Source organism: Actinophytocola sp., assembly GCF_045807065.1.
GTDB lineage: Bacteria > Actinomycetota > Actinomycetes > Mycobacteriales > Pseudonocardiaceae > Actinophytocola.
This window is the reverse complement of record NZ_JBJMIE010000099.1, coordinates 13,701-38,627: the sequence shown is the minus strand read 5'-3', so window position 1 is coordinate 38,627 and position 24,927 is coordinate 13,701. Positions and strand designations below refer to the sequence as shown.

The window sequence follows — 24,927 nt, the reverse complement described above, 5'->3', positions numbered from 1 at the left end:
CGGTCATGCGAACTCCTGGCGGATGGTCGCTCGGATGGTCAGCGCGTGGGCGATGCCGCGCAGAGCGCGGCGGGTGGCCTTCTCGTCGGCGCCCAGGGTGAGCAGCCACGCCTCGACGGCGGCGAGGGTCGTCGGGTCCAGGTGCTCGGCGAGGGCCGGCGCGGCGAGTTGGAGGACGTTGTTGGCCTTGTTGGCACGCAGGCGGTTGACGATGGCGACGGAGAACTCCGGCGGCCACGGGCCGGGGGCCGCGGCGAGGAGACCGCCGAAGCGGGCGTCGAGCTTCTTCTGCCGGTCGAGGATGCCGGTGGCGGCCTCGGGGGTCAGCGCGGCGATCAGCTCGGGGCTCGGCTGGTGGCTGGCGAGCGCGGTGAGCCACTCCTGGTTCCGTTGGCGCAGCGCGGCTTTCGTCCAGCCGATGACGACCTCGCGCTCCGCCTTCTCGATCTGGTCCGTGTGCCAGGTGGACAGCGGGGTGGCGGCGAGGATCTGGATGAGCCAGGACGCGGCGCGCCCGTAGCCGGGCTCGCGGTGGTCGGTGATGCCGTCGCGGCGGGCCGACTCGTCGGGCTCGTCCGGCAGCTCCAGGTTCCTGGCTCGTTCGGCCATGCGCCGTGCGCGGGCGGACTCGGGCAGCCGGTCGAGCAGGGCGGCGGCCACGGCGCGGACGGTCGCGGCGCGGTCGTCGAGCGCTCGTTCGAGGAACGGCTCGTCGCTGATGGACAGGCCGGTGTGGAGGGTGTCGAGGAAACTGGCGCGGGTGGCGGCCTGCTCGTCGGCCCAGGTGTCCTCTATGAGCGTGCGGGCGAAGTCCGGTTCGGCGGCCCGCAGGTCGGCCAGGAGGGCGAGTCGTTCGGCACGGGTGCCGGTGGCGAAGTGCTCGACGACGTCCTGCGGTCGGACGGCCGCCGCCCAGCGCCAGGACGGGTTGTGCTGGGCGAGCCAGGCGCCGCGGGGACCGATGACGACCTTGACCAGCGGCCGGGTGGCGGCGTTGGCCGTGCCGAACCGGAGGAGGTCGACGATGAGGCGGTAGGGCGGTCGCTGGCCGGCGTCCCTGGCGGACCTCAGCCAGTGGACGGCAAGCGGCTCCGGGCCGCCCTCCACGCGGATGCCGCGGTTGAGCAGCAGCTCGAGGAGCTGGGCGGCGGCCGAGGTGCACTCGGGGCGGTCGTCGGGCTCGGCCGGCGGGGTCGGGGTGCCGCGCCAGGTGGGCGGGGTCCAGCCGGCGCGCCGGTATCCGGCGGCGAGTGCCGCGGCGGCGAGCACGGTGGCCTCGGCGCTGTCGGCGTGGATGGTCTCCGTGCCGACGGTCAGGTGGTCCACGGTCCGGCGGCTGGTGCCGACGAGGGCGGTGCTCAGCAGGTCCTCCCAGGTCGTCACAGCGGCACCAGCCGGTCGTCGATCTCCACACTCAGGGGGTGGAGGCGTTCGTCGATCCACTCGGCGAACAGCCGGACCGGGTGGCCGCCGGACAGGGCCAGCAGCTGCCAGATGTCGGTTTCCGGGGCCAGGGTCAGTGCCGCGCCGTCCTCGTCGACGACCAGCGCCGGCTCCGTGGGGACGACCGTCATGCCCCTGAGAGCCATGGGGATGCGCCGCAGCCACGGGTTGCCGGCGAGCCAGCGGGCGGCCTGGTCGAGTGCCTTGTCGACATTCGTCGCGTGAGGGAGGCCGGCGCCCTGCGTGATCTTGTGTTCCTCGTCGGTCAGGAGCGCGCGGCGCGGCTCGCCGCCGGGGTAGCGCGCCACCTCGCCGTCCACGATGGAGCCGAGGACCTGGGCGACCTTCAGCGCCTGGCCGGCGGCGGCGAAGTCCAGCAGCATGACGGTCTCGCCGGTGCGCTCGCCGTACAGCCAGGTGCGCTGGGACAGCAGGCTGTTGTCGTCCTCCTCCTGACTGAGGCCGACGACCCACCACCGGTCCGCGACGCGGTCGCCGATCTCGTTGCGGCGGCGGGACCAGCCGAGGACGGTGCGCAGGTCGCCCATGGCGGTGTCGTCCAGTTCGGCGTGGCGGCGCCAGGCCCGCACGGCCAGGTACCAGCGGCCCAGCTCGCCGAGGAGGTGCGGGGCCCAGTCGTTGCGGGCGTGGATGTCACTGCCCATGGCGCGGACGCGCTCGCCGAGACCGGGGATCTGGGCGTCGACGAGCCGGGCGCCGGCGGTGTCCCAGAAGCTGGGTGGCTGCCGCCGGGCGCTGGCGAGCCCCTGGCGGACGATGTCGTGCAACCAGCGTTCGAAGTCGTCGATGCCGGCGGACATCAGGGACTCGCGCTCGGCGAGCCGCTTGGCCTGGCCTTCCGGGTCCGGGGTGCGGTCGGTGTTCGTGGCCTTCCGGCTGGCCCGTTGCGCCGCCCAGTCGGCGGCGAAGGGCTCGGCGGCCTCGAGGTCGGCGACGACGCCGTTGTTGGCGGCCCACATGAGCAGGAGGGCGAGACCGTGCTTGCAGGGCAGCTTGCGGCTGGGACAGGTGCAGCGGAAGGCGGGCTCGGTGAGGTCGACGGTGACCTGGTACGGGACGCGGGCGCTGCCCTGGCACTTGCCCCAGACCAGGCTTTCGTTGCTGCCGAGGTCGGACCAGGTGCGGGGGTTGGCGAGCCCGCGCGCGGCCTTGGCGGAGCTGGCGTCGGGCGCGTGCTCGAGCACCTGCGCCACCGTCCACCGCGATCCCAAGTCGTCCGTTCCCTTCCCGTGCCGGCCTGCCGCCAGACTATCCGGCGGCACCGACAGGGCGGTTACGTCGCTTCCGTCAGTAGCTCCGGGCGCAGCGGTAGCTGGCTGCCTGGTTCGGGTCGCCGGTGCCGTTGTAGCGGGAGACCAGCGGGTACCGGCACAGGTTCCGCGTCGCGGTCGCGCTCTGGGCGGGCAGTGTTTCCGGGGCCGTGCCGTGTTCGACCCACGCCACCACCGCCGCCAGCGGGTCCGTGGGTACCGGGCCGGTGCCGCCCCCGCAGTGATCCACGCCCGGGGCCATGAACAGGCGGTAGAAGTCCTCGGTGCGGCCGGGGGTGGCCGCGTCCACGCGGCGGTAGTAGTCGGTCGTGCCCGCGGGGAAGATCAGTTGGTCCGCCTCGCCGTGCCAGGTGACCATCTTGCCGCCGGCCGCGCGGAAGGCGGTCAGGTCGGGGTCGGACGTGTCGATGATCTTCCCGTACTCGGCCTGGGACCGGGCGAACAGGCGGTACCAGTCCGCGTAGGTGAGGGTCGACGTGTCGTAGTCGGGATCGTGGAGCAGGAAGTCCTTGATCCAGTTGTCCGAGATGAGGAACGGGATGCCCGCCGTCCCGTCCTCGGTCGTGTTCGCTATGCCCGAGAACACCGTGCCCCGCCGCATGCCGGACCAGACTCCCGGGCCCGCCCAGATCTTGGCCACCACCGCCGCGTCCGCCTCGGTGATCGTCACCGCCCGGCCGTTGCACTGGATCGTCGTGCCCACCAGCCGGTGCGGGTCGTAGTGGCACTGCGCCGGGCTGCTGATGATGCCGTCCGGCACCTTGTCCAGGCGGTCGCAGGCCGCGACGGCCGCGGTGTTGAACGCCTCCAGCTCGCACTGGGTCGGGTGGTTGTCGGCCTCGTTCATCACGACCTGCGGCCACTGCTCGGCCGGGAGGAACCTGGTCCAGTTGATCGCCGGGGCGCTGGCCACGATGCCGTTGTAGTCGGACGGGTAGCGCTGAGCCTCCAACAGGCCCTGACGACCGCCCGTCGAGCAGCCGTTCCAGTACGAGTACGCGGGTGGGTGGCCGTAGAAGCGTTCGGTCGCCGCCTTGCCGACCACGGTCATGTCGTGCAGGGAGCGGTACGCGAAGTTGGTCACCAGCTGCGGGTCGTCCGCCCACGAGCCGGGGTCCGCGGCGTCGACGGGCACGCCTGCGTCGGTGGCGGCCGCCGCGTAACCCTGGACCAGCGCGGGGACCAGGCCCGCCGCGAACAGGCCCGCCGCGAAGCCGCCGCCACCGGTGCCCTGGAAGCGGCCGTTCCACGTGTTGGTGGGTTACCACACGGCGACGGTCACCCTGTCGCCGGCGCCGGGGTGCGTGAGCGTCACGGTCAGCTCGCAGAACGCCGGCATGCCGGGGATCGGCTCCGGGTTGAACGGGCCGGGCGGCACCGTGTAGCCGTCCGGTCGCGCCACTCCGGACACCGACAGCACGCGCGCGCCCGGCACCGCGGGCAGGCGCACCGTGTCGCATGCCGTGCTTGCCGCAGTGGTCGCCGCAGTGGTCGCTGTCGTGGTCGCCGCCGTTGCCGGGGCGGCGAGCACCACCAGCGCCAGCAGCGGCAGCAGCGCGCTGGCCAACCGGACAAGCCTTCGCATGGATCCCCCTCGTATGTGTGTTCGAATAAAAGAGTAGTGGAGTCGTTACGGTGTGTCGAGCTGGGTGGCCAGGTCCAGGAAGCTGTCGGCGTAGAGGTCGCAGTCGACGTCCGCCGCGCGGTCCGCCTCCCGGTCCGGGCCCTTCTCGCGCGGGCGCTCGACGAAGGCGGTGCGGAGGCCGGCCGCGCGGGCGCCGTCCAGGTCCCACCTGTGCGCGGCGACCATCAGGACCTGTTCGGGCGCGACGTCGAGCAGGGCGGCGGCGGTGCGGTAGACGGCGGCGTCGGGTTTGTAGGTGCGGGCCAACTCGGCGGAGAGGATGCAGTCGAACGGCAGGGCAGCGCTCTTCACCAGCCGGGTGAGCAGCGCGAAGCCGCCGTTCGACAGTGCGGCTGTCGTGTACCGAGCGCGGACGCGGGCCAGCCCGGAGACCGAGTCGGGCCACGCGGGGAGCCTGTGCCAGACGCGGACAAGCCGCTCGCGGGTCTCGTCGTCCGCCGTGACGTCCAGTTCCCGGAGCAGGTCGTCGAGGGACTCGCGGTGCAGTGTGTCGAGGTACGCCCACTCACGCTCACCCTCGCGCACCCGGTTCATCGAGGGGATGTACCGGTCACGCCAGCGTTGCGCGAAGCCACCGGCGTCGACGTCCGGTAGCAGTGGGCGTATCTGGTCCGCCACGCCCGTGTACCAGTCGACGGTGGTGCCGAAGATGTCAAACGCCACGACGCGAATGTCCATGCCTGTCAGGCAACCACAAACTCGGAGCCGTTGGTCGCGGTTGATCGGCCAGCGGTCACGGATCGGCAGCCCTGCGCGGAGATTCTCGCCCACGGCGGCGTCCAGTTCGTGCACTCCCTGATCCGGCTCGGCCTAGTCGCGGTCTGGCCGACCAGTACCGCCTGTGGTGCTACCCGCTGCCGCCGGCCGGGTGCGCGTGGCTTCGCATGGTGAAGCCGTCGGTGTTTCGGGTGGTGATGGGTGGGTCAGGCGACTGGGCTCGGGTTCAGTTGGGCGAAGGCCTCCTGGCGTTGGTAGGGGAAGTAGGGGTATGGCGCGGTCGTCGTGCTTGCTTTGTTCAGGCGGGTTGTCTGGTCCTGGGTGAGGTGCCAGTCGGCCGCGGCCAGGTTTTCTCGTAGTTGTGGTTCGTTGCGGGCGCCTATCAGGACCGTGGAGACCGTTGGTCTGGTCAGTAGCCAGTTCAGGGCTATCTGGGGCACCGTCCTGCCGGTTTCCTCGGCGATGTCCTCCGCGGTGTCGACCACGCGGTACAGCAGCTCGTTCGGTACCGGGGGGCCGAACGACGCCGTCTCGTGCAGGCGGCTTTGCTGGGGTAACGGCTGGCCGCGGCGGATCTTGCCCGTCAGCCTGCCCCAGCCCAGTGGGCTCCACACGACCGCGCCCACGCCCTGGTCCAGGCCCAGCGGCATCAGTTCCCACTCGTAGTCACGGCCCACCAGCGAGTAGTACACCTGGTGGGCAACATATCTCGTCAGGTGGTGGCGGTCGGCCGTCGACAGGGACTTCATCAGCTGCCACCCGGCGAAGTTGGACACGCCGATGTAGCGCACCTTTCCGGCTCGCACCAGGCCGTCCAGTGTGGACAGGGTCTCCTCGATCGGGGTGCTGGCGTCGAACGCGTGTAGCTGGTACAGGTCTATGTGATCGGTGTCGAGTCGGCGTAATGCCGCTTCGCAGGCCGTCAGCAGGCGCGATCGGGATGAGCCGCCCTGGTCGGTGTCGGTCAGCGGCAGGCTTGTCTTCGTGGAGATGAGTGCCTGGTCGCGGCGGCCCTTCAATGCCGCGCCCAGTACCTCCTCCGATGCGCCGTCCGAGTACACGTCGGCCGTGTCGAACATCGTGACGCCCGCTTCCAGGCAGATGTCGACCAGTCTGCGTGCCTCCTCGACGCCCACCGTGCCCCAGTTGCCGAACAGTTGGCCGCGGCCGCCGAACGTGCCCGCGCCGAACGACAATGCCGGGACCCGGAGGCCGGACGCGCCCAGCCTTCTGTACTCCATGGTGACTCCTTAATGGGACTGTGATCCCGTTAAGGTTAGCACGGTACGGTCGCGGGTGTGGAGAGGCCGGGTGGGCGGACGGCGCGGGTGCGTGCGTCGGTGCTGCGTGCCGCCGGGGACGTGCTGGCCGAGCAGGGACTCGCGAGTCTCGACCTCGGTGACCTGGCGCGCCGCGCGGAGGTCGGCAGGACGACCGTCTACCGCCGCTGGGGCACCGTGACGGCCGTGCTCACCGACCTGCTGCTGGAGATGGTGGTCGAGTCGGTCCCCCGGGCGGACACGGGCTCACTGGACGGTGACCTCCGTGCCAACGCGCGGCTGGTCGTGAAGACGCTGACCGACCGGCGGCAGGGGCCGCTGTTCAGGGCCATCATCGCGGCCGCGACCTCGGACGAGGTCACCGCGGCGGCGCTCACCCGGTTCTACGCGGCCAGGATCAGGGAGTGGGCGCCGTGTGTGACCGACGCCGAGGCGCGGGGGGAGGTCCCGCGGGGCACCGACGCCGAGGAGGTCATCAGGGCCGTGTCCGCGCCGTTGTACTACCGGTTCATCACCGGGACCGGGGAGCTGGACGACTCGGTCGCGGACCGGGCCGCTGCCGCGGCGATCGCGGCGGCCAGGGCAGGTGTGTGGTCCAGCTCAGCAGAGTGAGCGGCGCCAGATGAGGGCTTCGGCTGGGGTGGCGGCCATGTCCTCGTACTCGACGTCGCTATCGTCGGCCTCCTGGTCGGCGAAGCGGTAGGGCAGCAGCACGGTGAGGGCCATGCTGTCGGCGTGCTCCAGGTGCACCATGATCGCGTCGGTCTCGTCGCTGGTGACGTCGCTGACCAGGGCCGCGGCGCGCAGGTCGTTCGCCTCCGCGGACATGCCGCTGACCAGGCTCGTCAGCACCTCGGAGGGGTTCGGGTCCTCCTCCTCGCCCGGGTCGGCGGCGAACACCTGCTCCTCACCCTCCCGGGTGATGGCCGCGCCGTACGGGTAGAACTCGCCGTGGCGGCGGAGCATCTCGTCCGCGAACGGCAGCACGGTGTTCAGCAGGCGGTCCAGGTCGGACTGCACGTGCTCGGAGGTGGTGTCGCGCCAGGTCGTCACCCCGACATTGTCCCCTCCGCGGCGGGGGATTGGCGACCAGGCCGGCCGCGGCCGGCACCTGCGTGTTCGGCCGGTTCGAGCCGCCTAACGCCCGCCCGCCGCGGCCGCCTGTGCCGCGGTCAGCGCCAGGGTGTGGCGGCTGGTGACGCCGTTGACGGTCACCGCGATCGTCACGGTCGACGGGCGCAGCGCGGTCAGCTCACCCGTCGACGGGTCGAACACGGCGCTGTGGTGACGCTTCGCGTCCCGTATATGTCCGATGTAGACGCTCGGAGACGCGGACCACCGGGCCGACACCGGGTACGCCACCGGCACGGTCCGGTCGGCCTGCCGGAGGTCCGCACTGACCACTGTGGACCGCCCGACCTGGAGGGAGTCGGGCGCGTGCACGGTGAGCGTGTCGACGTGCGGGCGGACCTCGGCGGCCAGCCAGTCGCCGCCCCGGCCGCGTCCGTCGACGCCCCACAGGGACCAACCGGTGAAACCGCCGTCCGCCGGCAGGGTCGAGGGGGTCTTGCCGGAGTTGCCGTTGACGAAGTACGGCACGCCGTCGACGTGGCTGGCGTGGAACGTGCCGACGTGGGCGCCGATGAACGCGGCGCCCTTGCCGGTCCGGTTCTGGAAGTCCGACAGCCAGGTCTCGATGGTCGCGGCCTCCTTGCGGTCGGACAGCTCACTCGCGCGGGCCGGCGTCGGGTCCCTCGGCGGGACGTGTGCCACGAGCACGACGGACCTCACCCGCCGGTCCTCCGCGGCCTCGTCCAGCTCGGTGCGCAGGCGCCCGAGCTGGGTCCAGTCGCTCGTGCGGAGGTTGATGCCGGAGGTGTCCACGGTGATGAACCTGGTGCCGCGGTGGTCGAAGACCTGTTCCGTGTCCCCGAAGACCGCCCGGAAGTCGTCCAGGCTGTTGTTGCCCCGCTCGTGGTTGCCCGGCACGTAGTAGTAGGGCAGCCGGCCCTTCAGCTCCTCGTCGAGGATCTGCCTGGCCAGTGCGAAGTCGGCCGGGGACGCCTCGTCGACGAGGTCGCCGTTGATGACGAGGAAGTCCGGCTTGGCGGCCTCGATCTCCCGCAGCGTGCGGCGGGCGTTGCGGACGATGTCGCTGTCCGGGTCGCGGGCGACGAACTGGGCGTCGGACATGACCGCGAACCGCCAGTCGCCGCCCGCCGTGGTGTGGATGATCGGGTCCTGCTCCACCGGCCGCGGCGGGACGTCGAGCGTCGGCGGCACGAGCGCGGTGACGTCGTCGATCACGAGGTCGCCCTGGTAGCTCTTGCTCGCGTCGGTCTCGGCCGCGTAGAAACGCCGCAGTGTCAACGGATAGACCGTGCCGGCCGGCACCGCGAACTCGAGCTGGCGCCAGCCCGTGGAGGTGAGGTAGCCGGCGCGGAACGCGGGCAGGAGCGTGCCGTTCCCGTCCCACGCCTGGAGACTGGCCCACTCGCCCTTCCCGCTCGACTTCACCCACATCCGGATCGCCTTGGGCTGCCCGGGAAGCACGAGGCCGGACGGGGCGAGCGCGCCACCGGTGCGGGTGCCGGTGCTCTGGGTGAAGTCGTAGGTGAGGTGCAGGCCCTGGCCGCTGTGCCCGGGTGCCGGGCCGACCGCGCCGGTCGCGCGTTCGCCGAAGAACGTCCAGCCGGCCGGGTCGGTGAAGTCGGCGACGGGGACCTCGGTGAGGCCGACGGTGACCGGCAGCACGGACCTCTTGCCGCGGACGTCGATGGTGACGAGCGCGGAACCGGTGCCCTGCTTGGCCGTCACGGTGTACTGGCCGTCGGCACCCGCCGTGATGTCGAGCAGGTTCGTGTCGTAGGACAGGGTGACGTCCCGCGGCTCGACCGGCGCGCCGTTGCCCTCGCTGTCGTAGCCGAGGACGCCGAAGGTGCCGGACTCGCCGGCGCTGGTCAACGCGATCTGCTCGCGTGTCGCGGCAGTGCGCTGGACCGGGCCGAGGACCGTGAGACCGATCTCGCCCCGCGCGTTCCGGTCCTCGGCGACGACCGTGGCCGTGCCTTCCCGCCGGCCGGTGAAGACGCCGTCGCGGACGGTGCCGTTGGTGGTGTGCCAGTGCGGGTTCCCCTTGGCGGGCCCGTAGGTCTCGTCGTAGCCGGCCGCGGTGAGGGTGCGGGAGAGCCCCGCCAGGACGCGCTCGGGGTGGCTCGGCGCGACGGTGGACGAGCCCGCGGCACGGGTCGGGTCGAGCCGCGTCTCGACCCAGAACGCCCTGAGGCGCCCGGAACCCCTGGGTGCGAAGAGGCCGAGACCGTTGGGCACGTTGCGTTCCACGCCGTCGGACGGCACGTTCTCCAGCTGTGTCGTGGTTCCGCCCGGCTCGCGGGCGACGATCGTCGTGGAGCCGCCGCCGTCGAGGTTGACCGCGGTGTAGGCACCCAGCTCGACCATCATGGTCGCCAGCTCGTCGAGCCCGAGGCCGTCGGCGAAGGCGGGCTGGCGGCCGTCGGCGGTGAGCAGGAACAACCGCTTGCCGTCCTTGGAGAAGCCGAGGGCGGTGCGGGGCGCGGTGGGCACGTTGTTGCCCTGGCTGGACTTCTGGGCGACGCCGTCGACGACGAGGAGCTGGCGGCCGTTGACGGCGGCGTGGATCTTCTGGTCGTCGGCGGTGCGGGCCTGGTAGTCGATGCTGACGCGGTCGCCGGGCCTGAGCGTCCTCAGCGTGGCCGCGGCGGCGTCCCGGCCGACGAGGACCATGGTGCCGTCGGGGATGGCGCCCTCGCCCGCGGTGTCGCGGACGGCGGTCACCTCGTTGTTCGTGACCTCGACCTCGGCGACGGCGGTCGCGCCCTGCGTCGCGCGGCAGCGGCAGTAGGTGCCCCAGAGCGGGGTGAAGGCCTCGACGCCGTTCGGCTGGAGCGTCGGTTTGTTGACGCCGTCGAGGGGTTGGTCGCCGGTGGGGGTCCTGACGGTGCCCCGGAAGAGGACCTCACCGATGTCGCCGATCCCGTTCTCGGTGAAGATCGCGGACGACTGGCGCCAGGTGGCGTCGGTGTCCGGCGACTGGATCAGCTGGCCGTTCCGGATGCCGACGCCGAGTGCGGCGTTGGAGTTGTTGATGTCGAAGAAGTCCCCGTTGACGGCGGCCACCGCGCCGGCACGGTCGGCGGTGTCGGTGAGCGGGGCGCCCTTGGCGACCTGGCCGGGGAAGAGGTAGTCGACGGTGGTGCCCTTGGTGAGGTCGACGGTGAGGCTGTCGCCCTGGAGCCAGGTGGGGGTGCCGGAGTAGGCGTCGGGGCCGTACCGGTCGAAGGAGCGCAGCGTCACCCCGGGCGCGACGGGCCTGGTCCGGGTGGCGGTCTCGAGCCGCGGCTCCGTCGCGACCGCGGCCGGAGTCCGGTTCGCGTTCGGGAGGAAGTCGTCGCCGGGGAAGGCGGCGGCGTCGCTGGTCGAGGCGTTGGGATCGAGGACCGGGTCCGCTTGCGCGGGCGTCGCGAGCGCCATGGCCGAGGCGGCGGCGGCGAGGAAGGCGAGCAGGCGTAAGGACTTCGTCGACACGAGCAAAGTCTGCGCTTGAGGTCGAAGATTTACCAGCCCGGGAGATGACCGGAAAGGAAATTTCCGATGGCCGAGGGTCTCGTCCATCCTGCGTCCCCGGTGGGACGCAGGATTGTAGGGCGATCCGATAGACTCGGGACGTCGCTGGTCAGTGACGTTGGGAGTGCTTGTGGACGCCTCGCTGGACGCGGATCGGAGGCTCTTCGATCGCGCCAGTACCGTCGAGCTGCTCGCCGCGGCGTTGCGGGAGCGCATCATCACCGGGGTCTACCTGCCAGGGGAGCGGCTCGCCGAGGAGGCGATCGTCAAGTCGCTCAAGGTGTCGCGGAACTCGTTGCGGGAGGCGTTCCGGCTGCTGACCCACGAGCGGCTGCTCACCCACGAGCTGAACCGGGGCGTCTTCGTCCGCAAACTGACGGTGGACGACGTCGTCGATCTCTACCGGGTGCGCAAGCTCGTCGAGGGCAACGCGGTGCGGGGGCTGACCGAGCGGCCCGCGCGGACCGACGCCATGATCGAGGCCGTCCAGGCGGGCGACCTCGCCATGAGCAACGAGGACTGGCGTGCGCTCGGCACCGCGAACATGCTGTTCCACCAGGCCGTCGGCGCGCTCGCCGGCAGCCCGCGGATCGACGAGCTGATGCGCAACCTCCTCGCCGAGATGCGCCTTGTCTTCCACACCATGGCCGACCCGCGCAGGTTCCACGAGCCGTACCTCGAACGCAACAAGGAGATCCTCGCCGCCGTCGAGGCCAGGGACGGGCTGCGGGCGGAACGGCTCCTGCTCAAGTACCTGGAAGACTCCGAGCAGCAGATCGTCGCGGCGTACGGGAGCGACTGAACCGCACCGCCTGGCCGGGACGTGCCTGTGCGAGCAGCGGCAGGTCGGCCGCGCGCACGACCGCGATCACCGGGTACCCGCCGGTCACCGGGTGGTCGGCCAGGAACACGATCGGCTGCCCACTCGGCGGGATCTGCACCGCGCCGGCCACCATGCCCTCCGTCGGCAACTCGCCGTCCCGGGCGCGGCTCACCGCGGGACCCGAGAGGCGCACGCCCACCCGGTTGCTCTCGGCCGTCACCTCGTAGCGGCCGTCGAAGAAGGCGTCCCCGGGGAACCAGTCGTCGCGGGGGCCCGGCGTCACGTGGACCGTCAGCTCCCCGGTGGACGGCGTGGCGACCGGGGCCACCTCCACCGGCGGCGGTGGGCCGGCGTACGCGTCGCCGATCGGCAGCACCGCGCCCCGCGCCAGGGGGTCCGGGCCGAGGCCGGAGAGCACGTCCGTCGAGCGGGAGCCGAGCGTCGCCGGCACCGCGATGCCGCCGCGGACCGCCACGTACGCGCGCAACCCGACCGACGCCGGCCCGACGACGAGGGTCTCCCCAGCGGAGACGGTGAACGGCGCGTTCATGGCCTCGCCCCGCCCGTCCCTGGTCAGTGGGCACGTCGCACCCGTCACCGCCACCCGGACCCGTTCGCGGAACCGCAGCGTCGCGCCGAACGACAGCTCCAGGCAGGCCGCCGACGGGACGTTGCCCACCAACCGGTTCGCGAGCGTCGCGGACACCGCGTCCGCGAACCCCGAGTGGCCGACGCCGAGCGAGGCGTACCCGGGCCGGCCGGCGTCCTGGACCGTGCCCAGCGGTCCGCACCGGACGACCTCGATGCCGCCCGACACGACGGAGGCCGACACCGGGACGGCAGCGACCGGCGGCAGTGACGAGACCGCCTCGAAACGGACCTTCGTGCCGGGGTGGAGCAGCGCGGGCGGCTCCCGGCTCGGCTCCCACAGCGGCACGGTCGTACTGCCCAGCAGGTGCCACCCGCCCGGCGACGGTCGCGGGTACACCCCGGTGAACTCGCCCGCGACCGCCACCGCCCCGGCCGGCACGCGGGTGCGGGGCGAGTCCCGGCGCGGCAACCGCAGCCGCTCGTCCAGTCCGGTCAGATAACCGAAGCCCGGCGCGAAGCCGGTGAACGCCACCGTGTACTCCGGTCCCGTGTGGACGGTCACGACCTCGTCCTCGGACATGCCCGTCGCCGCCGCGACCTCGGCGAGGTCCGCGCCGTCGTACCGGACGGGGATGGTCACCTCGTCCCCGGTGACCGCGGTCGAGTGCGGGGTCAGCTCGGACAGGCGCGACACCACGGCCTCGAAGTCCACACCGGACTCGCACCGCACCAGCACCGTGGCAGCCGCCGGCACCAGGTCGACGACGCCGGGCAGCGGCCGGGCGGTGAGCGCGGCGTACCAGCCGAGCACGTCCTCGGTCTCGATCAGCAGCGCCGCCTCACCGCACCGGCGAATCCTCACCGAAAGCTCGCCACCTCGACCCCGACCGCGGCCAGCGCGTCCCGCACCGCCTCGACCAGCGCGAGCGCGCCGGGCGTGTCGCTGTGCACGCAGATCGACCGTGCCGGCGCGGGCACCACCGACCCGTCGACCGCGACCACCGTGCCCTCGGTCGCGAACCGCACGGCACGTTCGGCCACGAGCGAAGGATCACTCACCACCGACCCCGGCTCGCGGCGGGACACCAGGGTGCCCGACGGGGTGTACGCCCGGTCCGCGAACGCCTCCGGCACGGTCGCCAGCCCCGCCTCCGCCGAAAGCGCCAGCCACCGCGAGCCCGGCAGGCCGAGCACCGCGAGCGACGGGTCGAACCGCCGGACTGCCTCGACGACCGCCGCCGCCTGGGCCTCGTTCGTCACGATCGCGTTGTACAGCGCGCCGTGCGGCTTCACGTAGCTCATCCGGCCGCCGGACACCCGCGCGAGCCCGTCGAGCGCCGACAGCTGGTAGAGGACGTCGTCCACGAGGTCCGCCGGCGGCACGTCGATGAACCGGCGGCCGAAGCCCGCGAGGTCGCGGTAGCTGACCTGCGCGCCGATCGCCACCCCGTGCTCGACCGCGGTCACGCACGCCCGGCGCATGGTGCCGGGGTCGCCCGCGTGGAAGCCACACGCGATGTTCGCACTCGACACCACGGCCAGCAACGCGTCGTCGTCGGTGATGCGCCAGACACCGAAACCCTCGCCGATGTCGCAGTTCAGGTCGACCATCGTCACGACGCCCCCTCGCCCGCCCCGCCCGACGCTGTCCACATGGCAACGAGCGAACCGCGCATCCTGCTCCCCGGACCCGTACGAAAGTCCCACTCGCGCGGTGGTCTTCTACGAAAGTCCCACTCGTGCGCCCAGCCGCAGGTGAGGTGCCGTCCTGACCATACATCGTGCGCTCCGCGAGCTCCGCTCACGACGGCACCGCCTCCTCGGACCTCGACTCGGGCTCCGCGTCCTCCTCGGCCGGGTCGCGGGCCAACACCAAGCCAACCACGGTCAGCACGGCGGTGAGCACCAGGTAGACCGCGAGGACCACCCACGAGCCCGTCCAGTTGAGCAGCGCGGCCAGGACGAGCGGGGCCGGCGCGCCGCCGATGACGCCCGCGAGCGTGTAGGCGAGTGAGCTGCCGGTGTAGCGCAGGCGTGGCGAGAACTGCTCGGTGATCAGCGCGGCCTGCGGGCCGTACAGCGCGGCGTGGATGACCAGCGCGACGACCACGCCCAGCGCGAGCGCCCAGAACGAGCCGCCGGAGACCAGCGGGAAGAACACGAACGGCCAGGCGGCGGCCGCGATCGTGCCGTACAGGTAGAGCTTGCGGCGGTTCATCCGGTCGGACAGCGCGCCGAACGCCGGCATCAGCGCGAGCTGCACCGCCGAGCCGATCATGATGGCGGCGGAGCCCTGCGCCTTGCTCATGCCCAACTCCTTCACGATGTAGGTCAACACGAACACCGTGAACAGCGAGTACAGGACGTCGGGGCAGACACGCACCAGCAGGCCGGCGAGCACCGCGCGCAGTTCCGTGCGGGTGACCTCCGACACCGGCGCGTCCGGGCGGTCCTGGTGTGCCGCGATCTGCTTGAAGACGGGGGTCTCCTCGAGCCGCAGCCGGATCCACAGCCCGAACGCGACGAGCGCGGCGGACAGCAGGAACGCGACGCGCCAGCCCCAGGAGTTGAACGCGGCGTCGGTGAGGAGCCCGTTCAGCAGGGCGATGACGCCGTTGGCGAGCAGCGTCCCGGCGGGCGGCCCGATCTGCGCGGCGGAGGCCCAGAAGCCGCGCCGCCTCGGGTCGCCGTACTCGCTGGAGAGCAGGACCGCGCCGCCCCACTCGCCGCCGACCGCGATGCCCTGGGCGAAGCGCAGCAGCACGAGCAGGACGGCTGCGCCGCCACCGAGCGTGGCGTAGGTGGGCAGCAGGCCGATCAGGAACGTCCCGATGCCGGCCAGCAGAAGGGTGTACACGAGGACCTTCTTGCGGCCGATCACGTCGCCGAGCCGGCCGAAGACGAACCCGCCCAGCGGCCGCGCGAGGTAGCCGACCGCGTAGGTCGAGAACGCGGCCATGGTGCCGGCGAGGTCGTTGCCGGAGGGGAAGAACAGGTCGCCGAAGACGGTGGCCGCGGCGACCGAGTACGCGGCGAAGTCGTAGTACTCCAGGGCGGTTCCGGAGAGGCTGGCGGTGTAGGCGCGGCGAAGCGCGCGTTTGTCGACGGTCATGAGGTCACATCCCTCGGCCGGCGTGCAGGATGAAACCCAGGGTAGATATCGCCCTACAATCCGGCAATACTACGTTCTGCGCGTGTCCAACCTGCCGAACGCGCGTGTCCAACACTCGCGACCCGTGAGTTGAACCGAACGTGCCGCGAGCACGGGTGCGTTTTGTCGAACTCGCCTGTCCGCCGCGTTGGACACGGAGGGCTGGAGCGTTGGACTCGCGGGTTTTGGGGATAGGTCTGGACAACTGGGGTGGATTGGTCTAGACAAGTAGGCAACCTCGCGGTTACCCCCTGCTCACCGCGTGTTTCGGAGGTTGTCATGCGACGCCGCCTGTTCACCGTCCTCTCCGCGCTCCTCCTCGGGCTCGCCCTGCTGCCCGCCGCCCCGGCCGCCGCCGCCGGGGAGACCGCCGTCTTCGTCAAGACCTCCGACTGGGGGTCCGGCTGGGAGGGCAGGTACACGATCACCAACGGCGGCACGGCCACGATCACCAGCTGGCGGGTCGAGTTCGACCTGCCGGCCGGCACCACGCTCGGCAGCTACTGGGATGCCCTGCTCACCTCCAGCGGCAACCACCACACGTTCACCAACCGCGATTACAACGGCACGCTCGCGCCCGGCGGGTCCGCCAGCTTCGGGTTCCTCGTCAGCGGGTCCGGGACGCCGCAGAGCTGCAAGGTGAACGGGCTCGACTGCGCGGGCGGCGGCACCACCCAGCCCGGCGCGCCGGCCACGCCCGCCAACGTCCGCGTCACCGCGACCACCACCAGCAGCATCACGCTGGGCTGGAACGCCGTGACCGGCGCGACCGGGTACCGGGTCTACGACGGGAACTCGTTGCTCAGCACGGTTTCCGGCACCTCGGCGACCGTCAGCGGGCTCGCCGCCTGCACCAGCCGGTCCTACGTCGTGACCGCGTACAACGCGACCGGGGAGTCCGCCCGCAGCGGGGCCGTCACCGGCACCACCGCCGGGTGCCAGCAGGCCGCCCTGCCGCGGCACCTGCTCACCGGCTACTGGCACAACTTCGTCAACCCGGCGACCGAGCTGCGGCTGTCGGCCGTGCCGAACGAGTACGACATGGTCGCGGTCGCGTTCGCCACGGCGACGTCCACGCCCGGTGCGGTCGCCTTCGGCGTCGACCCCGAGCTGTCCTCCGCGCTCGGCGGATACACCAACGACCAGTTCAAGGCCGACGTGGCGACCCTGCACAGCCGAGGCAAGAAGGTGATCCTCTCCGTCGGCGGGGAGACCGGGACGGTGTCGGTCGGCGACGCCAACTCGGCCACCAACTTCGCCAACAGCGTCCGGTCGATCATGTCGACCTACGGCTTCGACGGCGTCGACATCGACCTGGAGAACGGGGTCAACCCCACCTTCATGGCCCAGGCGCTGCGGAACCTGCGCAACCAGGTGGGCTCCGGCCTGATCATCACGATGGCCCCGCAGACCATCGACATGCAGTCGACCGGGGGCTCGTACTTCGCGCTGGCGTTGAACATCAAGGACATCCTCACGGTCGTCCACACCCAGTTCTACAACTCCGGCTCGATGCTCGGCTGCGACCAGTCCCAGGCGTACTCCCAGGGCTCGGTCAACTTCATCACCGCGCTCGCGTGCATCCAGCTGGAGAACGGGCTGCGCCCGGACCAGGTCGCCATCGGCCTGCCCGCCGGGCCGGGCGCGGCGGGCGGCGGCGTGGTCGCCCCGTCGGTCCTCACCAACGCGCTCGACTGCCTCGCCCGCGGCACGAACTGCGGCTCGTTCCACCCGCCGCACACGTACCCGGACATCCGCGGCGCCATGACGTGGTCGATCAACTGGGACGCCAGCAACGGGTACAACTTCTCGCGCACCGTCGCGCCGTTCCTGGACACGCTGCCATGAGGCGGGTACTCGGGGCGGTGGCCGCGCTCCTGATGATCCTCGCCGGGGCACAGCCCGCGAGCGCGGCGAACCTGCTGACCAACGCCGGCTTCGAGTCCGGCAACCTCGGCGGCTGGTCGTGCTCCGGCGGCAGCGCGGTGACGAGCCCGGTCCACTCCGGCGGCTACGCCCTGGCCGGCGCGGCGACCGCGTCCGACAACGCCCAGTGCACCCAGACCGTCACGGTCGTGCCCAACACGACGTACACGGTGTCGGCCTGGGTGCTCGGCAACCCCGTGTACCTCGGCATCACGAACGGGCCGTCGACGTGGTCCGGGTCCGCGTCCTACAACCAGCTGGCGCTGTCGTTCACCACGGCCGCCGGGCAGACGTCCGCGCAGCTCTACCTGCACGGCTGGTACGGCACGGGCACCTACTACGCCGACGACGTGGTGCTCGACGGCCCCGGCGGCGGCAACCCGGGCAACCCGGGCGCGCCCGCCGCACCGGGGAACCCGACGGTCACCGCGGTCACGGCGTCGTCGATCGCGCTGTCGTGGCCGGCGGTCGGCGGCGCCACCGGCTACCGGGTCTACGAGGGGAACTCGGTACGTGCCACCGTTTCCGGCACGTCGACGACCATCACCGGGCTCGGCGCGTGCGAAACCCACAGCTACACCGTGGCGGCCTACAACACGGCGGGGGAGTCGGCCCGCAGTGCGTCGGCCGCCGGCGCCACGTCCGGCTGCCAGCAGGCGGACCTGCCGCGGCACGCGTTGATCGGCTACCTGCACGCGAGCTTCGCCAACGGGTCCGGGTACATCCGGCTGGCGGACGTGCCCGCGGCGTGGGACATCATCGACCTGGCCTTCGGCGAGCCGACCTCGGCGACCTCCGGGGACATCCGGTTCACGCCCTGTCCGGTGGCGGAGTGCCCGAACGTCGAGTCGGAGGCCGAGTTCATCGCGGCGATCCGCGCGAAACAGGCACAGGGCAAGAAGGTCCTGATCTCGATCGGCGGCGCCAACGGGCAGGTGCAGCTCACCACGACGGCGGCACGTGACACGTTCGTCCGGTCGGTCTCGGCCATCATCGACAAGTACGGCCTGGACGGTCTGGACGTCGACTTCGAGGGGCACTCGCTGTACCTCAACGCCGGTGACACGGACTTCCGCAACCCGACCACGCCGGTGATCGTGAACCTGATCTCGGCGCTGCGGACGCTGAAGTCGCGCTATGGCGGCAGGTTCGTGCTGACGATGGCGCCGGAGACGTTCTTCGTCCAGGTGGGGTACCAGTTCTACGGCGGCGCGGGCGGCGGCGACAACCGGACCGGCTCGTACCTGCCGGTGATCCACGCGCTGCGGGACGCGCTGACCGTGCTGCACGTCCAGGACTACAACTCGGGTCCGGTCATGGGACTGGACAACCAGTACCACACCATGGGCGGCGCGGACTTCCCGATCGCGATGGGCGACATGCTCAGGGCCGGGTTCCCGGTCGCCGGCACGGGTCAGACGTTCCCCGGGCTGCGCGACGACCAGATCGCGGTCGGTCTTCCGGCGGCCGTCAGCGCCGGCAACGGGTACATCGCGCCGGGAGTCGTCCAGCAGGCCGTGAACTGCCTGGCGCGCAACCAGAACTGCGGCGGCTACACGCTGCGGGGCGGCGCGTCACCGGGCATCCGCGGCCTGATGACGTGGTCCGTCAACTGGGACCGGTACTACGGCTGGGAGTTCCAGAACAGCCACCGCCCGTTCCTCAACGGGCTCCCGTGAAAGACGCCTCGTCGAGCCCGCCGACCTGAACCGGCGGGCTCGACGAGGCGGCCCGTCAGAAGCCTTCTGGCTGGTGGGGGATGTAGTCGGCCGCCAGGCGGGACAGTTCCTCGGCCGAGAGCGTCAGGTCCACGGCCGCGACCGCGTCGTCCAGGTGGTGGGGCCTGGTCACGCCCACGATCGGGGCCGTGACCGCCGGCTGGTGCAGCAGCCACGCCAGGGCGACCCGCGCACGCGACACCCCGCGCTCGCTCGCCACCGCCGCGACCGCGGCCGCCACGCGGCGGTCCGCCTCCTCCGCCTGCCGGTACAGGGTGCCGCCGAAGTTGTCGTTCTCCGAGCGGGCGGTCGCCTCGTCCCAGTCGCGGGTCAGCCTCCCGCGCGCGAGCGGGCTCCACGGCAGCGTGCCGACCCCCTGGTCGAGACAGTACGGGAGCATCTCCCGCTCCTCCTCGCGCATGATCAGGTTGTACTGGTCCTGCATGGACACGAACCGGGTCCAGCCGTTCAGGTCCGCGGCGTGTTGCATCCGCGCGAACTGCCACGTCCACATCGAGGACGCGCCGATGTACCGGGCCTTCCCGGCGCGCACCACGTCGTGGAGGGCCTCCATGGTCTCCTCGATCGGGACCTTCGGGTCGAACCGGTGGATCTGGTACAGGTCGACGTAGTCCGTGCCGAGGCGGCGCAGGCTCGCGTCGATCTGGGTCATGATCGCGCCGCGGGACAGGCCGGCGCCGTTCGGTCCGGGGCCCATCCGCCCGTGCACCTTCGTCGCGATGACGACCTCGTCGCGCTTCGCGAACTCGTTGAGCACCCTGCCGGTGATCTCCTCGCTCGAGCCGAGGGAGTAGACGTTGGCGGTGTCGAACGTGGTGATGCCCGCTTCGAGCGCCGCCCGGATGATCGGTCGCGACGCCTCCAGGTCGAGCGACCACGTGTGGTGGCCGCGGTCGGGATCCCCGAAGCTCATGCAGCCGAGGACCACTGTGGACACTTCCAGGCCGGACCGGCCGAGTCGCCTGTACCGCATTGGATTGGGTCGCTCCTTCACTACGCTCCGGATGGCCTCGACGTTAGCCCACGAGCTTCGCCGCGGCCGCCCGTGCCTTCCTGGCCGCGTCGAGGTCGCCGGTGAGCGCGGACGTCACGATCGCGCCCTCGGCCAGGAGCAACAGGTGGTCCCCGGTGTCCGCGGGCAGGCCGGCGTCGACGGCGAGAGCACGCAGGAACGCGCCGAAGCCCTCCTTGTGCGTGCGGGCCTCCTCGGCGACGGCGCGGGACGTCGCACCCAACTCGCCGTAGCAGTTGATCCACGCGCAGCCCCGGTAGTCGGGCTCGTGGAACCAGCCGTCCATCCAGTCGAACACCGCCAGCGGCCGCTGCCGCGGGTCGTCGACGGTGGCCACGTGCTCGGCCAGGCGGGCACGCCACCACACGTCGCGGCGCCGGAGGTACGCCGTGACGAGGTGCTCCTTGTTGGGGAAGAGCTGGTAGAGGCGCTTGAGTGAGACGCCGGACGCGTCGCGGATGTCGTCCATGCCCACGGTCTGCACGCCGCGGGCGTAGAAGAGCCGCGCGGCGGCGTCGAGCACGCGTGTCTCGGCGGTCCGGAGATCCATCGCGTTCGTCGGCATCGTGTTCCTTGACTTCGAGAACCTTCGTTCTCTAGCTTACGTGAGAACGAAGGTTCTCGCTCGGAGGTGGCTCGTGCCCGAAAGCCGTCCGCCGTTTCCCCCGTTCTCGCACGAGACCGCGCTGACGAAGGTGCAGGCCGCCGAGGACGCCTGGAACACCCGCGACCCGCGGCGCGTGGCCATGGCATACACACCGGACACGGTCTGGCGCAACCGGGACACGTTCGTCACCGGCCGCGACGAGGTGGTCGCGTTCCTGACCAGGAAGTGGGCGCGCGAGCTGGACTACGCGCTGCGCAAGAACCTCTGGGCGTTCGACGGCAACCGCATCGGCGTCCGCTTCCAGTACGAGTGCCGCGACGCGGACGGCCAGTGGTGGCGCAGCTACGGCAACGAGCTGTGGGAGTTCGCCGAGAACGGTCTGATGGCGCGGCGTGAGGCGAGCATCAACGACGTCCGCATCGAGGAGGCGGAGCGGCGCATCCTCGGCCCGCGCCCGGAGGCCGAGCACGGGGTGGAGTTTCCGTTGCGGTGAAGGGGCTAGTCTCGGGTCCATGAGCTGCCGACTGTCCGAACTGGTCATCGACTGCGCCGATCCCGTCGCGCTGTCCCGTTTCTGGTGCGAGGTCCTCGGGTACGTGGAGCTGAGCCGCGAAGCCGAGGACGACGGCATCGAGATCGGCCCGGCGAGTGGTTTCGGCGGCGGGACACCGACACTGGTGTTCGGCCGCACGACCGAGCCGAAGAGGGGCAAGCTGCGCCTGCACTTCGACGTGAACCCGGTGGACCGGGACCAGGACGCGGAGCTGGCGCGCCTGCTGTCGCTGGGCGCCCGCCCGGCCGACATCGGCCAGACGGGCGAGGAGTCGTGGCACACCCTCCAGGACCCGGAGGGCAACGAGTTCTGCCTGCTGCGCCGCCGCCTCCCGGAGCTGTGAGTGCCGCGGCGGCCCCCCGGTCCACCGCGGCACACCACAGCACACCACGGCCGCGCCGGGAGGGGTCCCGAGCGCTAGACCCGTTGCAGGGCGCGCAGTAGCGCCCGCGGCCGGCCGCCGAAGCCCTCCGCCTCCATGGCGGCCAGGGCGATGCGGGGCAGCTCGCGCGCGGCGGGGAACGCGATGAAGCGCGGCACCCACGTCGGCTGGAACTTGGCGTTGAAGCGGTACAGGCTCTCGATCTGCCACCACCGCGAGCCCAGCCGCAGCAGGGACGCCCACGCGCGGGCCACCGGGCCGGCGCCGATGCGCTCGCCGCGTTCCAGGGCCGCGCGGAAGACGGCGAAGTTCAGCGACACCCGCCGCACGCCCAGCGACGGGCACGCGGCCAGCAGCGAGGTGATCATCAACTCGTTCAGGCCGCCGGTCGCCGCGCGGTCGCGACGCATCACGTCCAGGGACAGGCCGTCCGCGCCCCACGGCACGAACTGCAGGAGCCCGTCGCACCGGCCGTCGCGTTCGGCCGTCACCAGCACGCAGTCCGGGTCGTCGGCCGCGGCCGTGCGGCACAGCGCCATCGAGAAGCCGCGTTCCGGTTCCGTGCCACGCCACTGCTCGGCCAGCTCGGCCAGGTGCGCGCGCTCCACGTCGGACATCTCGGCCGCGCGGCGCACGCGCACCGCGTAACCCGCCCGGCGGGCGCGGGCGGCCAGCTGCCGCACGTCCCGCATCGCGCGGCCCTCGACCGTGAACGTCGTCGCGTCGACAACGGCCTCGTCGCCCAGCTCCAGGGCACGCAGGCCGTGCCGGTGCCACACCGTCGCGCCGCGTTCCGAGCAGCCGAGCACCGCCGGCACCCAGCCGTGCCCGGCGCAGGTGGCGAGGAACGCCGTGATCGCGCCCGGCCACGCCTCCGGGTCGCCGAGCGGGTCGCCAGACGCCAGCGCCACCCCGGCCAGCACGCGGTAGGTCACCGCCGCCTTCTGGGTCGGCGAGAACACGACCGACTTGTCCGGGCGCAACGCGAAGTACGCCAGCGAGTCCTGCGTGCCGATCAGCCTGCGCAACGCGGCGTCCCCGCACCCGAGCGGCGCCGGTTCGGCCGAGCGCAGCAGGAAGTACCCGCCGAGCACGGCCGCCACGATGCCGCTGGCCAGGCCGATGGCCGAGGTCAGGTCGTCCAGGAACGCGACCCGGAAGGTGACCGGGCCCTCGATCCCGACCAGCGACAGGGCCGCGTGCGCCAGGCGGGCGTCGAACGTCGGGCGGCCGATCAGCCGGTGCCGCGCGAACAGCAGGATCACGAAGTTGGTCAGCGCGCCACCGAGCGCGATCTGGCCGAACACCCGGATGCCCAGCCACCGGCCGGTCACCGGGTCCGGCCGCGCGGCGAACTCACGCCGGTAGACGACCAGCGCCACGAACAGCGTGGCCGTGACCACCGGCGCCACGACCGCGTGCCGGAAGACCAGCTGCAGAACAGAGATCAGCGCCGTCAGGAACACCGCGACCTGCCACGCGCGCCGCTTGCGCCGCCGCAGCCCGGTCGCGAGCATCAGGAGCCCCACACCGGCGACCGCGGTCACCACCAGTGCGCCGACGTGCGCCTGGTAGGGCAGGCCGAACCAGGTCGCGAGCGACGGCCGGAACATCCGCCGGCCGAGCGGCAACGCGACCACGAGGATCGCGAGCAGCCCCGCCACGCGTGTGGTCGTGGCCAGCACCCGTACCGCGCGGCCGTTGTAGACGCCCCAGGAGGTGAGCATGACCGTGACCCTTCGCCGCGTCAATTGATACGCCCCGAAAAACGTGATCGCCACCTTGGTGTCCGTATCTAAGTCAACTCTCAGGAATAGGTCCCACAATGGCTGCGTGAGTGTGTCACTGCTGTCCGGGTGGTTACCGGCGGCCCTCCGGATCATCGCCGTCGTCGCCGTCGTCCTGGCGGTGGCGCGCCGGGACCGTCGCTGGTGGACGCGCGCCGTGCCGGTGGCTCTCGGGGCCGCCGCCGTCTGCGCGGGGCTCGCCTCGATCGTCGTGAACGACGCGCTCGAGCAGCCCGAGCCGCTGCCGGACGAGGTGTGGCTGTGGCTGGGCGTCATGGTGTTCGCGCTGGTCGCGCTGGTCTGGCGCGGACAGTCGTGGCGGCGGCTGGCCGCTGCGGCCGCGGTGGTGCTCGCCGCGGCGTCGGCGGCCAGCACGGTGAACGCCTTCGTCGGCTACTACCCGACGGTCGGTGCCGCCTTCGGCGAGCTGACCGGCCAGCCGGTGCCGTCGGAGGTGGGCGTCGGCGAGCTGTCGAGTGTGGATCCGAGCACGCGGAACGGGCGGATCGTCCCGGTGTACATCCCGGACACCTACAGTCATTTTACTCATCGAGAAGAATTTGTTTACCTACCGCCCGCGTGGTTCCGTCCGGGGCGAAAAGAACAGTTTCCGGTGATCGAGATGATCGGGGCGGAGTTCTCGACACCCCAGAACTGGATCAGGGCCGGCAACGCGATCGGCACCGCGGACCTGTTCGCGCAGCGCCACCACGGCCGCGCGCCGATCCTGGTGTTCGCCGACGCGTCCGGCGGGTTCACGGTGGACACCGAGTGCGTCGACGGTCCCCACGGCAACTCCGAGGACCACCTGGTGAAGGACATCCCGGCGTACCTGGCCGCGCGCTTCGGCGTCACGCCGACGGGCTGGGGCGTGGCGGGCTGGTCGATGGGCGGCACGTGCGCGGTGGACCTGGCCGTCGAGCACCCGGACGTGTTCACCCGCTTCCTGGACATCTCCGGTGACCTCGGCCCGAACATCGGCGACCAGGCCACCACCATCGCCACCCTGTACGGCGGGAACCGGGCGGCGTGGGCCGCGCACGACCCGCTCACGGTGCTCGCCCACCACCCCCGCTACCGCGGCGGCCTGTGGGGCGTCTTCGCCGACGGCACCCGGGAGCACCGCACGACCAGCGCGGCGTACCGCCTGGCGGCCGCCTGCCACGCGGACGGCATCGACGCCCAGGTGGTGGTCCGGCAGGGCGCTCACAACTGGCAGTTCGGCGCCCAGGAGTTCGCCGAACAGCTACCGAGGCTCGCCGCGTCGATGACGACCACCCCGACCTGACCGGAACCAGGGCGCACCAGCCATCAACGGTTACCTCAGGGGAACGTGACGGCACCCAGCCACAATCCACCTCGCCAACCGCACCT

20 protein-coding genes and 1 pseudogene are annotated in these 24,927 nt (G+C 71.7%); 7 read left to right on the top strand and 14 right to left on the bottom strand.

The features are described 5' to 3' along the window. Positions 1-3 precede the first annotated feature (3 nt). The 6 genes and pseudogenes from ACJ73U_RS05940 to ACJ73U_RS05915 all read right to left on the bottom strand — a co-directional run bounded on the left by ACJ73U_RS05940 (position 4) and on the right by ACJ73U_RS05915 (position 6,338). A complete protein-coding gene (locus tag ACJ73U_RS05940; RefSeq protein ID WP_407776503.1) occupies positions 4-1,383 on the bottom strand; it encodes a DUF5691 domain-containing protein in 1,380 nt (459 codons plus the stop codon). Then, positions 1,380-2,648 (bottom strand): SWIM zinc finger domain-containing protein, encoded by a 1,269-nt coding sequence (locus ACJ73U_RS05935; protein WP_407776502.1) that lies wholly within the window; start codon positions 2,646-2,648, stop codon positions 1,380-1,382. Before ACJ73U_RS05935 ends, ACJ73U_RS05940 begins: the two co-directional genes overlap by 4 nt. A 103-nt stretch (positions 2,649-2,751) precedes the next feature. After that, positions 2,752-3,984 (bottom strand): annotated as a pseudogene (locus tag ACJ73U_RS05930) (tannase/feruloyl esterase family alpha/beta hydrolase); the annotation flags it as partial. A gap of 12 nt (positions 3,985-3,996) precedes the next feature. Next, positions 3,997-4,320 (bottom strand): hypothetical protein, encoded by a 324-nt coding sequence (locus ACJ73U_RS05925; RefSeq protein ID WP_407776501.1) that lies wholly within the window; start codon positions 4,318-4,320, stop codon positions 3,997-3,999. Between the two features lie 45 nt (positions 4,321-4,365). Beyond that, positions 4,366-5,058, bottom strand: a complete 693-nt coding sequence (locus tag ACJ73U_RS05920; protein WP_407776500.1) for a haloacid dehalogenase type II — start codon at positions 5,056-5,058, stop codon at positions 4,366-4,368. A 245-nt stretch (positions 5,059-5,303) separates the two neighbouring features. Then, complete coding sequence (locus ACJ73U_RS05915; protein ID WP_407776499.1) at positions 5,304-6,338, bottom strand: aldo/keto reductase; 1,035 nt, start codon at positions 6,336-6,338, stop codon at positions 5,304-5,306. A 57-nt stretch (positions 6,339-6,395) separates the two neighbouring features. Between ACJ73U_RS05915 and ACJ73U_RS05910 the strand changes: the two genes are divergently transcribed. Further along, the gene (locus ACJ73U_RS05910; protein WP_407776498.1) at positions 6,396-6,989 is read left to right on the top strand and encodes a TetR/AcrR family transcriptional regulator C-terminal ligand-binding domain-containing protein; all 594 of its coding nucleotides are present in this window, start codon (positions 6,396-6,398) and stop codon (positions 6,987-6,989) included. On the opposite strand, the gene ACJ73U_RS05905 is transcribed toward ACJ73U_RS05910, so the two are convergent. Next, entirely contained in the window at positions 6,978-7,430 is a 453-nt protein-coding gene (locus ACJ73U_RS05905; protein ID WP_407776497.1) for a hypothetical protein, read from the bottom strand. The genes ACJ73U_RS05910 and ACJ73U_RS05905 overlap by 12 nt on opposite strands. An 84-nt stretch (positions 7,431-7,514) precedes the next feature. Beyond that, positions 7,515-10,943: a phosphodiester glycosidase family protein gene (locus tag ACJ73U_RS05900; RefSeq protein ID WP_407776496.1), complete on the bottom strand. Its 3,429-nt coding sequence runs from the start codon at positions 10,941-10,943 to the stop codon at positions 7,515-7,517. 169 nt (positions 10,944-11,112) lie between these two features. Here ACJ73U_RS05900 and ACJ73U_RS05895 point away from each other — a divergent pair, with 169 nt between their 5' ends. Continuing rightward, a complete protein-coding gene (locus ACJ73U_RS05895; RefSeq protein ID WP_407776495.1) occupies positions 11,113-11,784 on the top strand; it encodes a GntR family transcriptional regulator in 672 nt (223 codons plus the stop codon). Here ACJ73U_RS05895 and pxpB read toward each other — a convergent pair. From pxpB to ACJ73U_RS05880, 3 genes are all read right to left on the bottom strand, one after another. Next, on the bottom strand, positions 11,729-13,258 hold the full coding sequence (pxpB, locus tag ACJ73U_RS05890; RefSeq protein WP_407776494.1) for a 5-oxoprolinase subunit PxpB: 1,530 nt from the start codon (positions 13,256-13,258) through the stop codon (positions 11,729-11,731). The two genes, ACJ73U_RS05895 and pxpB, sit on opposite strands and share 56 nt — an antisense overlap. After that, positions 13,255-14,007 carry a LamB/YcsF family protein gene (locus ACJ73U_RS05885; protein WP_407776515.1) on the bottom strand — a complete coding sequence of 251 codons (753 nt, stop codon included), beginning with the start codon at positions 14,005-14,007 and terminating at the stop codon, positions 13,255-13,257. The genes pxpB and ACJ73U_RS05885 overlap by 4 nt, the downstream gene beginning before the upstream one ends. A 190-nt stretch (positions 14,008-14,197) precedes the next feature. Beyond that, the gene (locus ACJ73U_RS05880) at positions 14,198-15,508 is read right to left on the bottom strand and encodes an MFS transporter (RefSeq protein ID WP_407776493.1); all 1,311 of its coding nucleotides are present in this window, start codon (positions 15,506-15,508) and stop codon (positions 14,198-14,200) included. Positions 15,509-15,826: 318 nt separating this feature from the next. On the opposite strand from ACJ73U_RS05880, the gene ACJ73U_RS05875 reads away from it, so the two are divergent. Then, a complete protein-coding gene (locus ACJ73U_RS05875) occupies positions 15,827-17,395 on the top strand; it encodes a chitinase (protein ID WP_407776492.1) in 1,569 nt (522 codons plus the stop codon). Next, positions 17,392-19,152 (top strand): chitinase, encoded by a 1,761-nt coding sequence (locus ACJ73U_RS05870; RefSeq protein WP_407776491.1) that lies wholly within the window; start codon positions 17,392-17,394, stop codon positions 19,150-19,152. The genes ACJ73U_RS05875 and ACJ73U_RS05870 overlap by 4 nt, the downstream gene beginning before the upstream one ends. A gap of 55 nt (positions 19,153-19,207) precedes the next feature. On the opposite strand, the gene ACJ73U_RS05865 is transcribed toward ACJ73U_RS05870, so the two are convergent. Continuing rightward, on the bottom strand, positions 19,208-20,185 hold the full coding sequence (locus ACJ73U_RS05865; protein WP_407776490.1) for an aldo/keto reductase: 978 nt from the start codon (positions 20,183-20,185) through the stop codon (positions 19,208-19,210). A gap of 43 nt (positions 20,186-20,228) precedes the next feature. Beyond that, positions 20,229-20,789, bottom strand: coding sequence for a TetR/AcrR family transcriptional regulator (locus ACJ73U_RS05860; RefSeq protein WP_407776489.1), 561 nt, complete (start codon positions 20,787-20,789; stop codon positions 20,229-20,231). 73 nt (positions 20,790-20,862) lie between these two features. Between ACJ73U_RS05860 and ACJ73U_RS05855 the strand changes: the two genes are divergently transcribed. Both ACJ73U_RS05855 and ACJ73U_RS05850 read left to right on the top strand, forming a co-directional pair. Next, on the top strand, positions 20,863-21,324 hold the full coding sequence (locus ACJ73U_RS05855) for a nuclear transport factor 2 family protein (protein WP_407776488.1): 462 nt from the start codon (positions 20,863-20,865) through the stop codon (positions 21,322-21,324). 19 nt (positions 21,325-21,343) lie between these two features. Further along, entirely contained in the window at positions 21,344-21,727 is a 384-nt protein-coding gene (locus tag ACJ73U_RS05850; RefSeq protein ID WP_407776487.1) for a VOC family protein, read from the top strand. 74 nt (positions 21,728-21,801) lie between these two features. Here the strand turns inward: ACJ73U_RS05850 and ACJ73U_RS05845 are convergent, their stop codons facing one another. Then, the gene (locus tag ACJ73U_RS05845) at positions 21,802-23,493 is read right to left on the bottom strand and encodes a phosphatidylglycerol lysyltransferase domain-containing protein (protein WP_407776486.1); all 1,692 of its coding nucleotides are present in this window, start codon (positions 23,491-23,493) and stop codon (positions 21,802-21,804) included. 106 nt (positions 23,494-23,599) lie between these two features. Between ACJ73U_RS05845 and ACJ73U_RS05840 the strand changes: the two genes are divergently transcribed. Continuing rightward, positions 23,600-24,841, top strand: coding sequence for an alpha/beta hydrolase (locus ACJ73U_RS05840; protein WP_407776485.1), 1,242 nt, complete (start codon positions 23,600-23,602; stop codon positions 24,839-24,841). Positions 24,842-24,927 lie beyond the last annotated feature (86 nt).

Bases quoted from the DNA above. Each gene is read 5' to 3' on its own strand.
- ACJ73U_RS05845 (WP_407776486.1), bottom strand. From the start codon at position 23,493: ATGCTCACCTCCTGGGGCGTCTACAACGGCCGCGCGGTACGGGTGCTG.
- ACJ73U_RS05925 (WP_407776501.1), bottom strand. From the start codon at position 4,320: ATGCGAAGGCTTGTCCGGTTGGCCAGCGCGCTGCTGCCGCTGCTGGCG.
- ACJ73U_RS05875 (WP_407776492.1), top strand. From the start codon at position 15,827: ATGCGACGCCGCCTGTTCACCGTCCTCTCCGCGCTCCTCCTCGGGCTC.
- ACJ73U_RS05865 (WP_407776490.1), bottom strand. From the start codon at position 20,185: ATGCGGTACAGGCGACTCGGCCGGTCCGGCCTGGAAGTGTCCACAGTG.
- ACJ73U_RS05880 (WP_407776493.1), bottom strand. From the start codon at position 15,508: ATGACCGTCGACAAACGCGCGCTTCGCCGCGCCTACACCGCCAGCCTC.
- ACJ73U_RS05915 (WP_407776499.1), bottom strand. From the start codon at position 6,338: ATGGAGTACAGAAGGCTGGGCGCGTCCGGCCTCCGGGTCCCGGCATTG.
- ACJ73U_RS05920 (WP_407776500.1), bottom strand. From the start codon at position 5,058: ATGGACATTCGCGTCGTGGCGTTTGACATCTTCGGCACCACCGTCGAC.
- ACJ73U_RS05860 (WP_407776489.1), bottom strand. From the start codon at position 20,789: ATGCCGACGAACGCGATGGATCTCCGGACCGCCGAGACACGCGTGCTC.
- ACJ73U_RS05885 (WP_407776515.1), bottom strand. From the start codon at position 14,007: ATGGTCGACCTGAACTGCGACATCGGCGAGGGTTTCGGTGTCTGGCGC.
- ACJ73U_RS05850 (WP_407776487.1), top strand. From the start codon at position 21,344: ATGAGCTGCCGACTGTCCGAACTGGTCATCGACTGCGCCGATCCCGTC.
- ACJ73U_RS05870 (WP_407776491.1), top strand. From the start codon at position 17,392: ATGAGGCGGGTACTCGGGGCGGTGGCCGCGCTCCTGATGATCCTCGCC.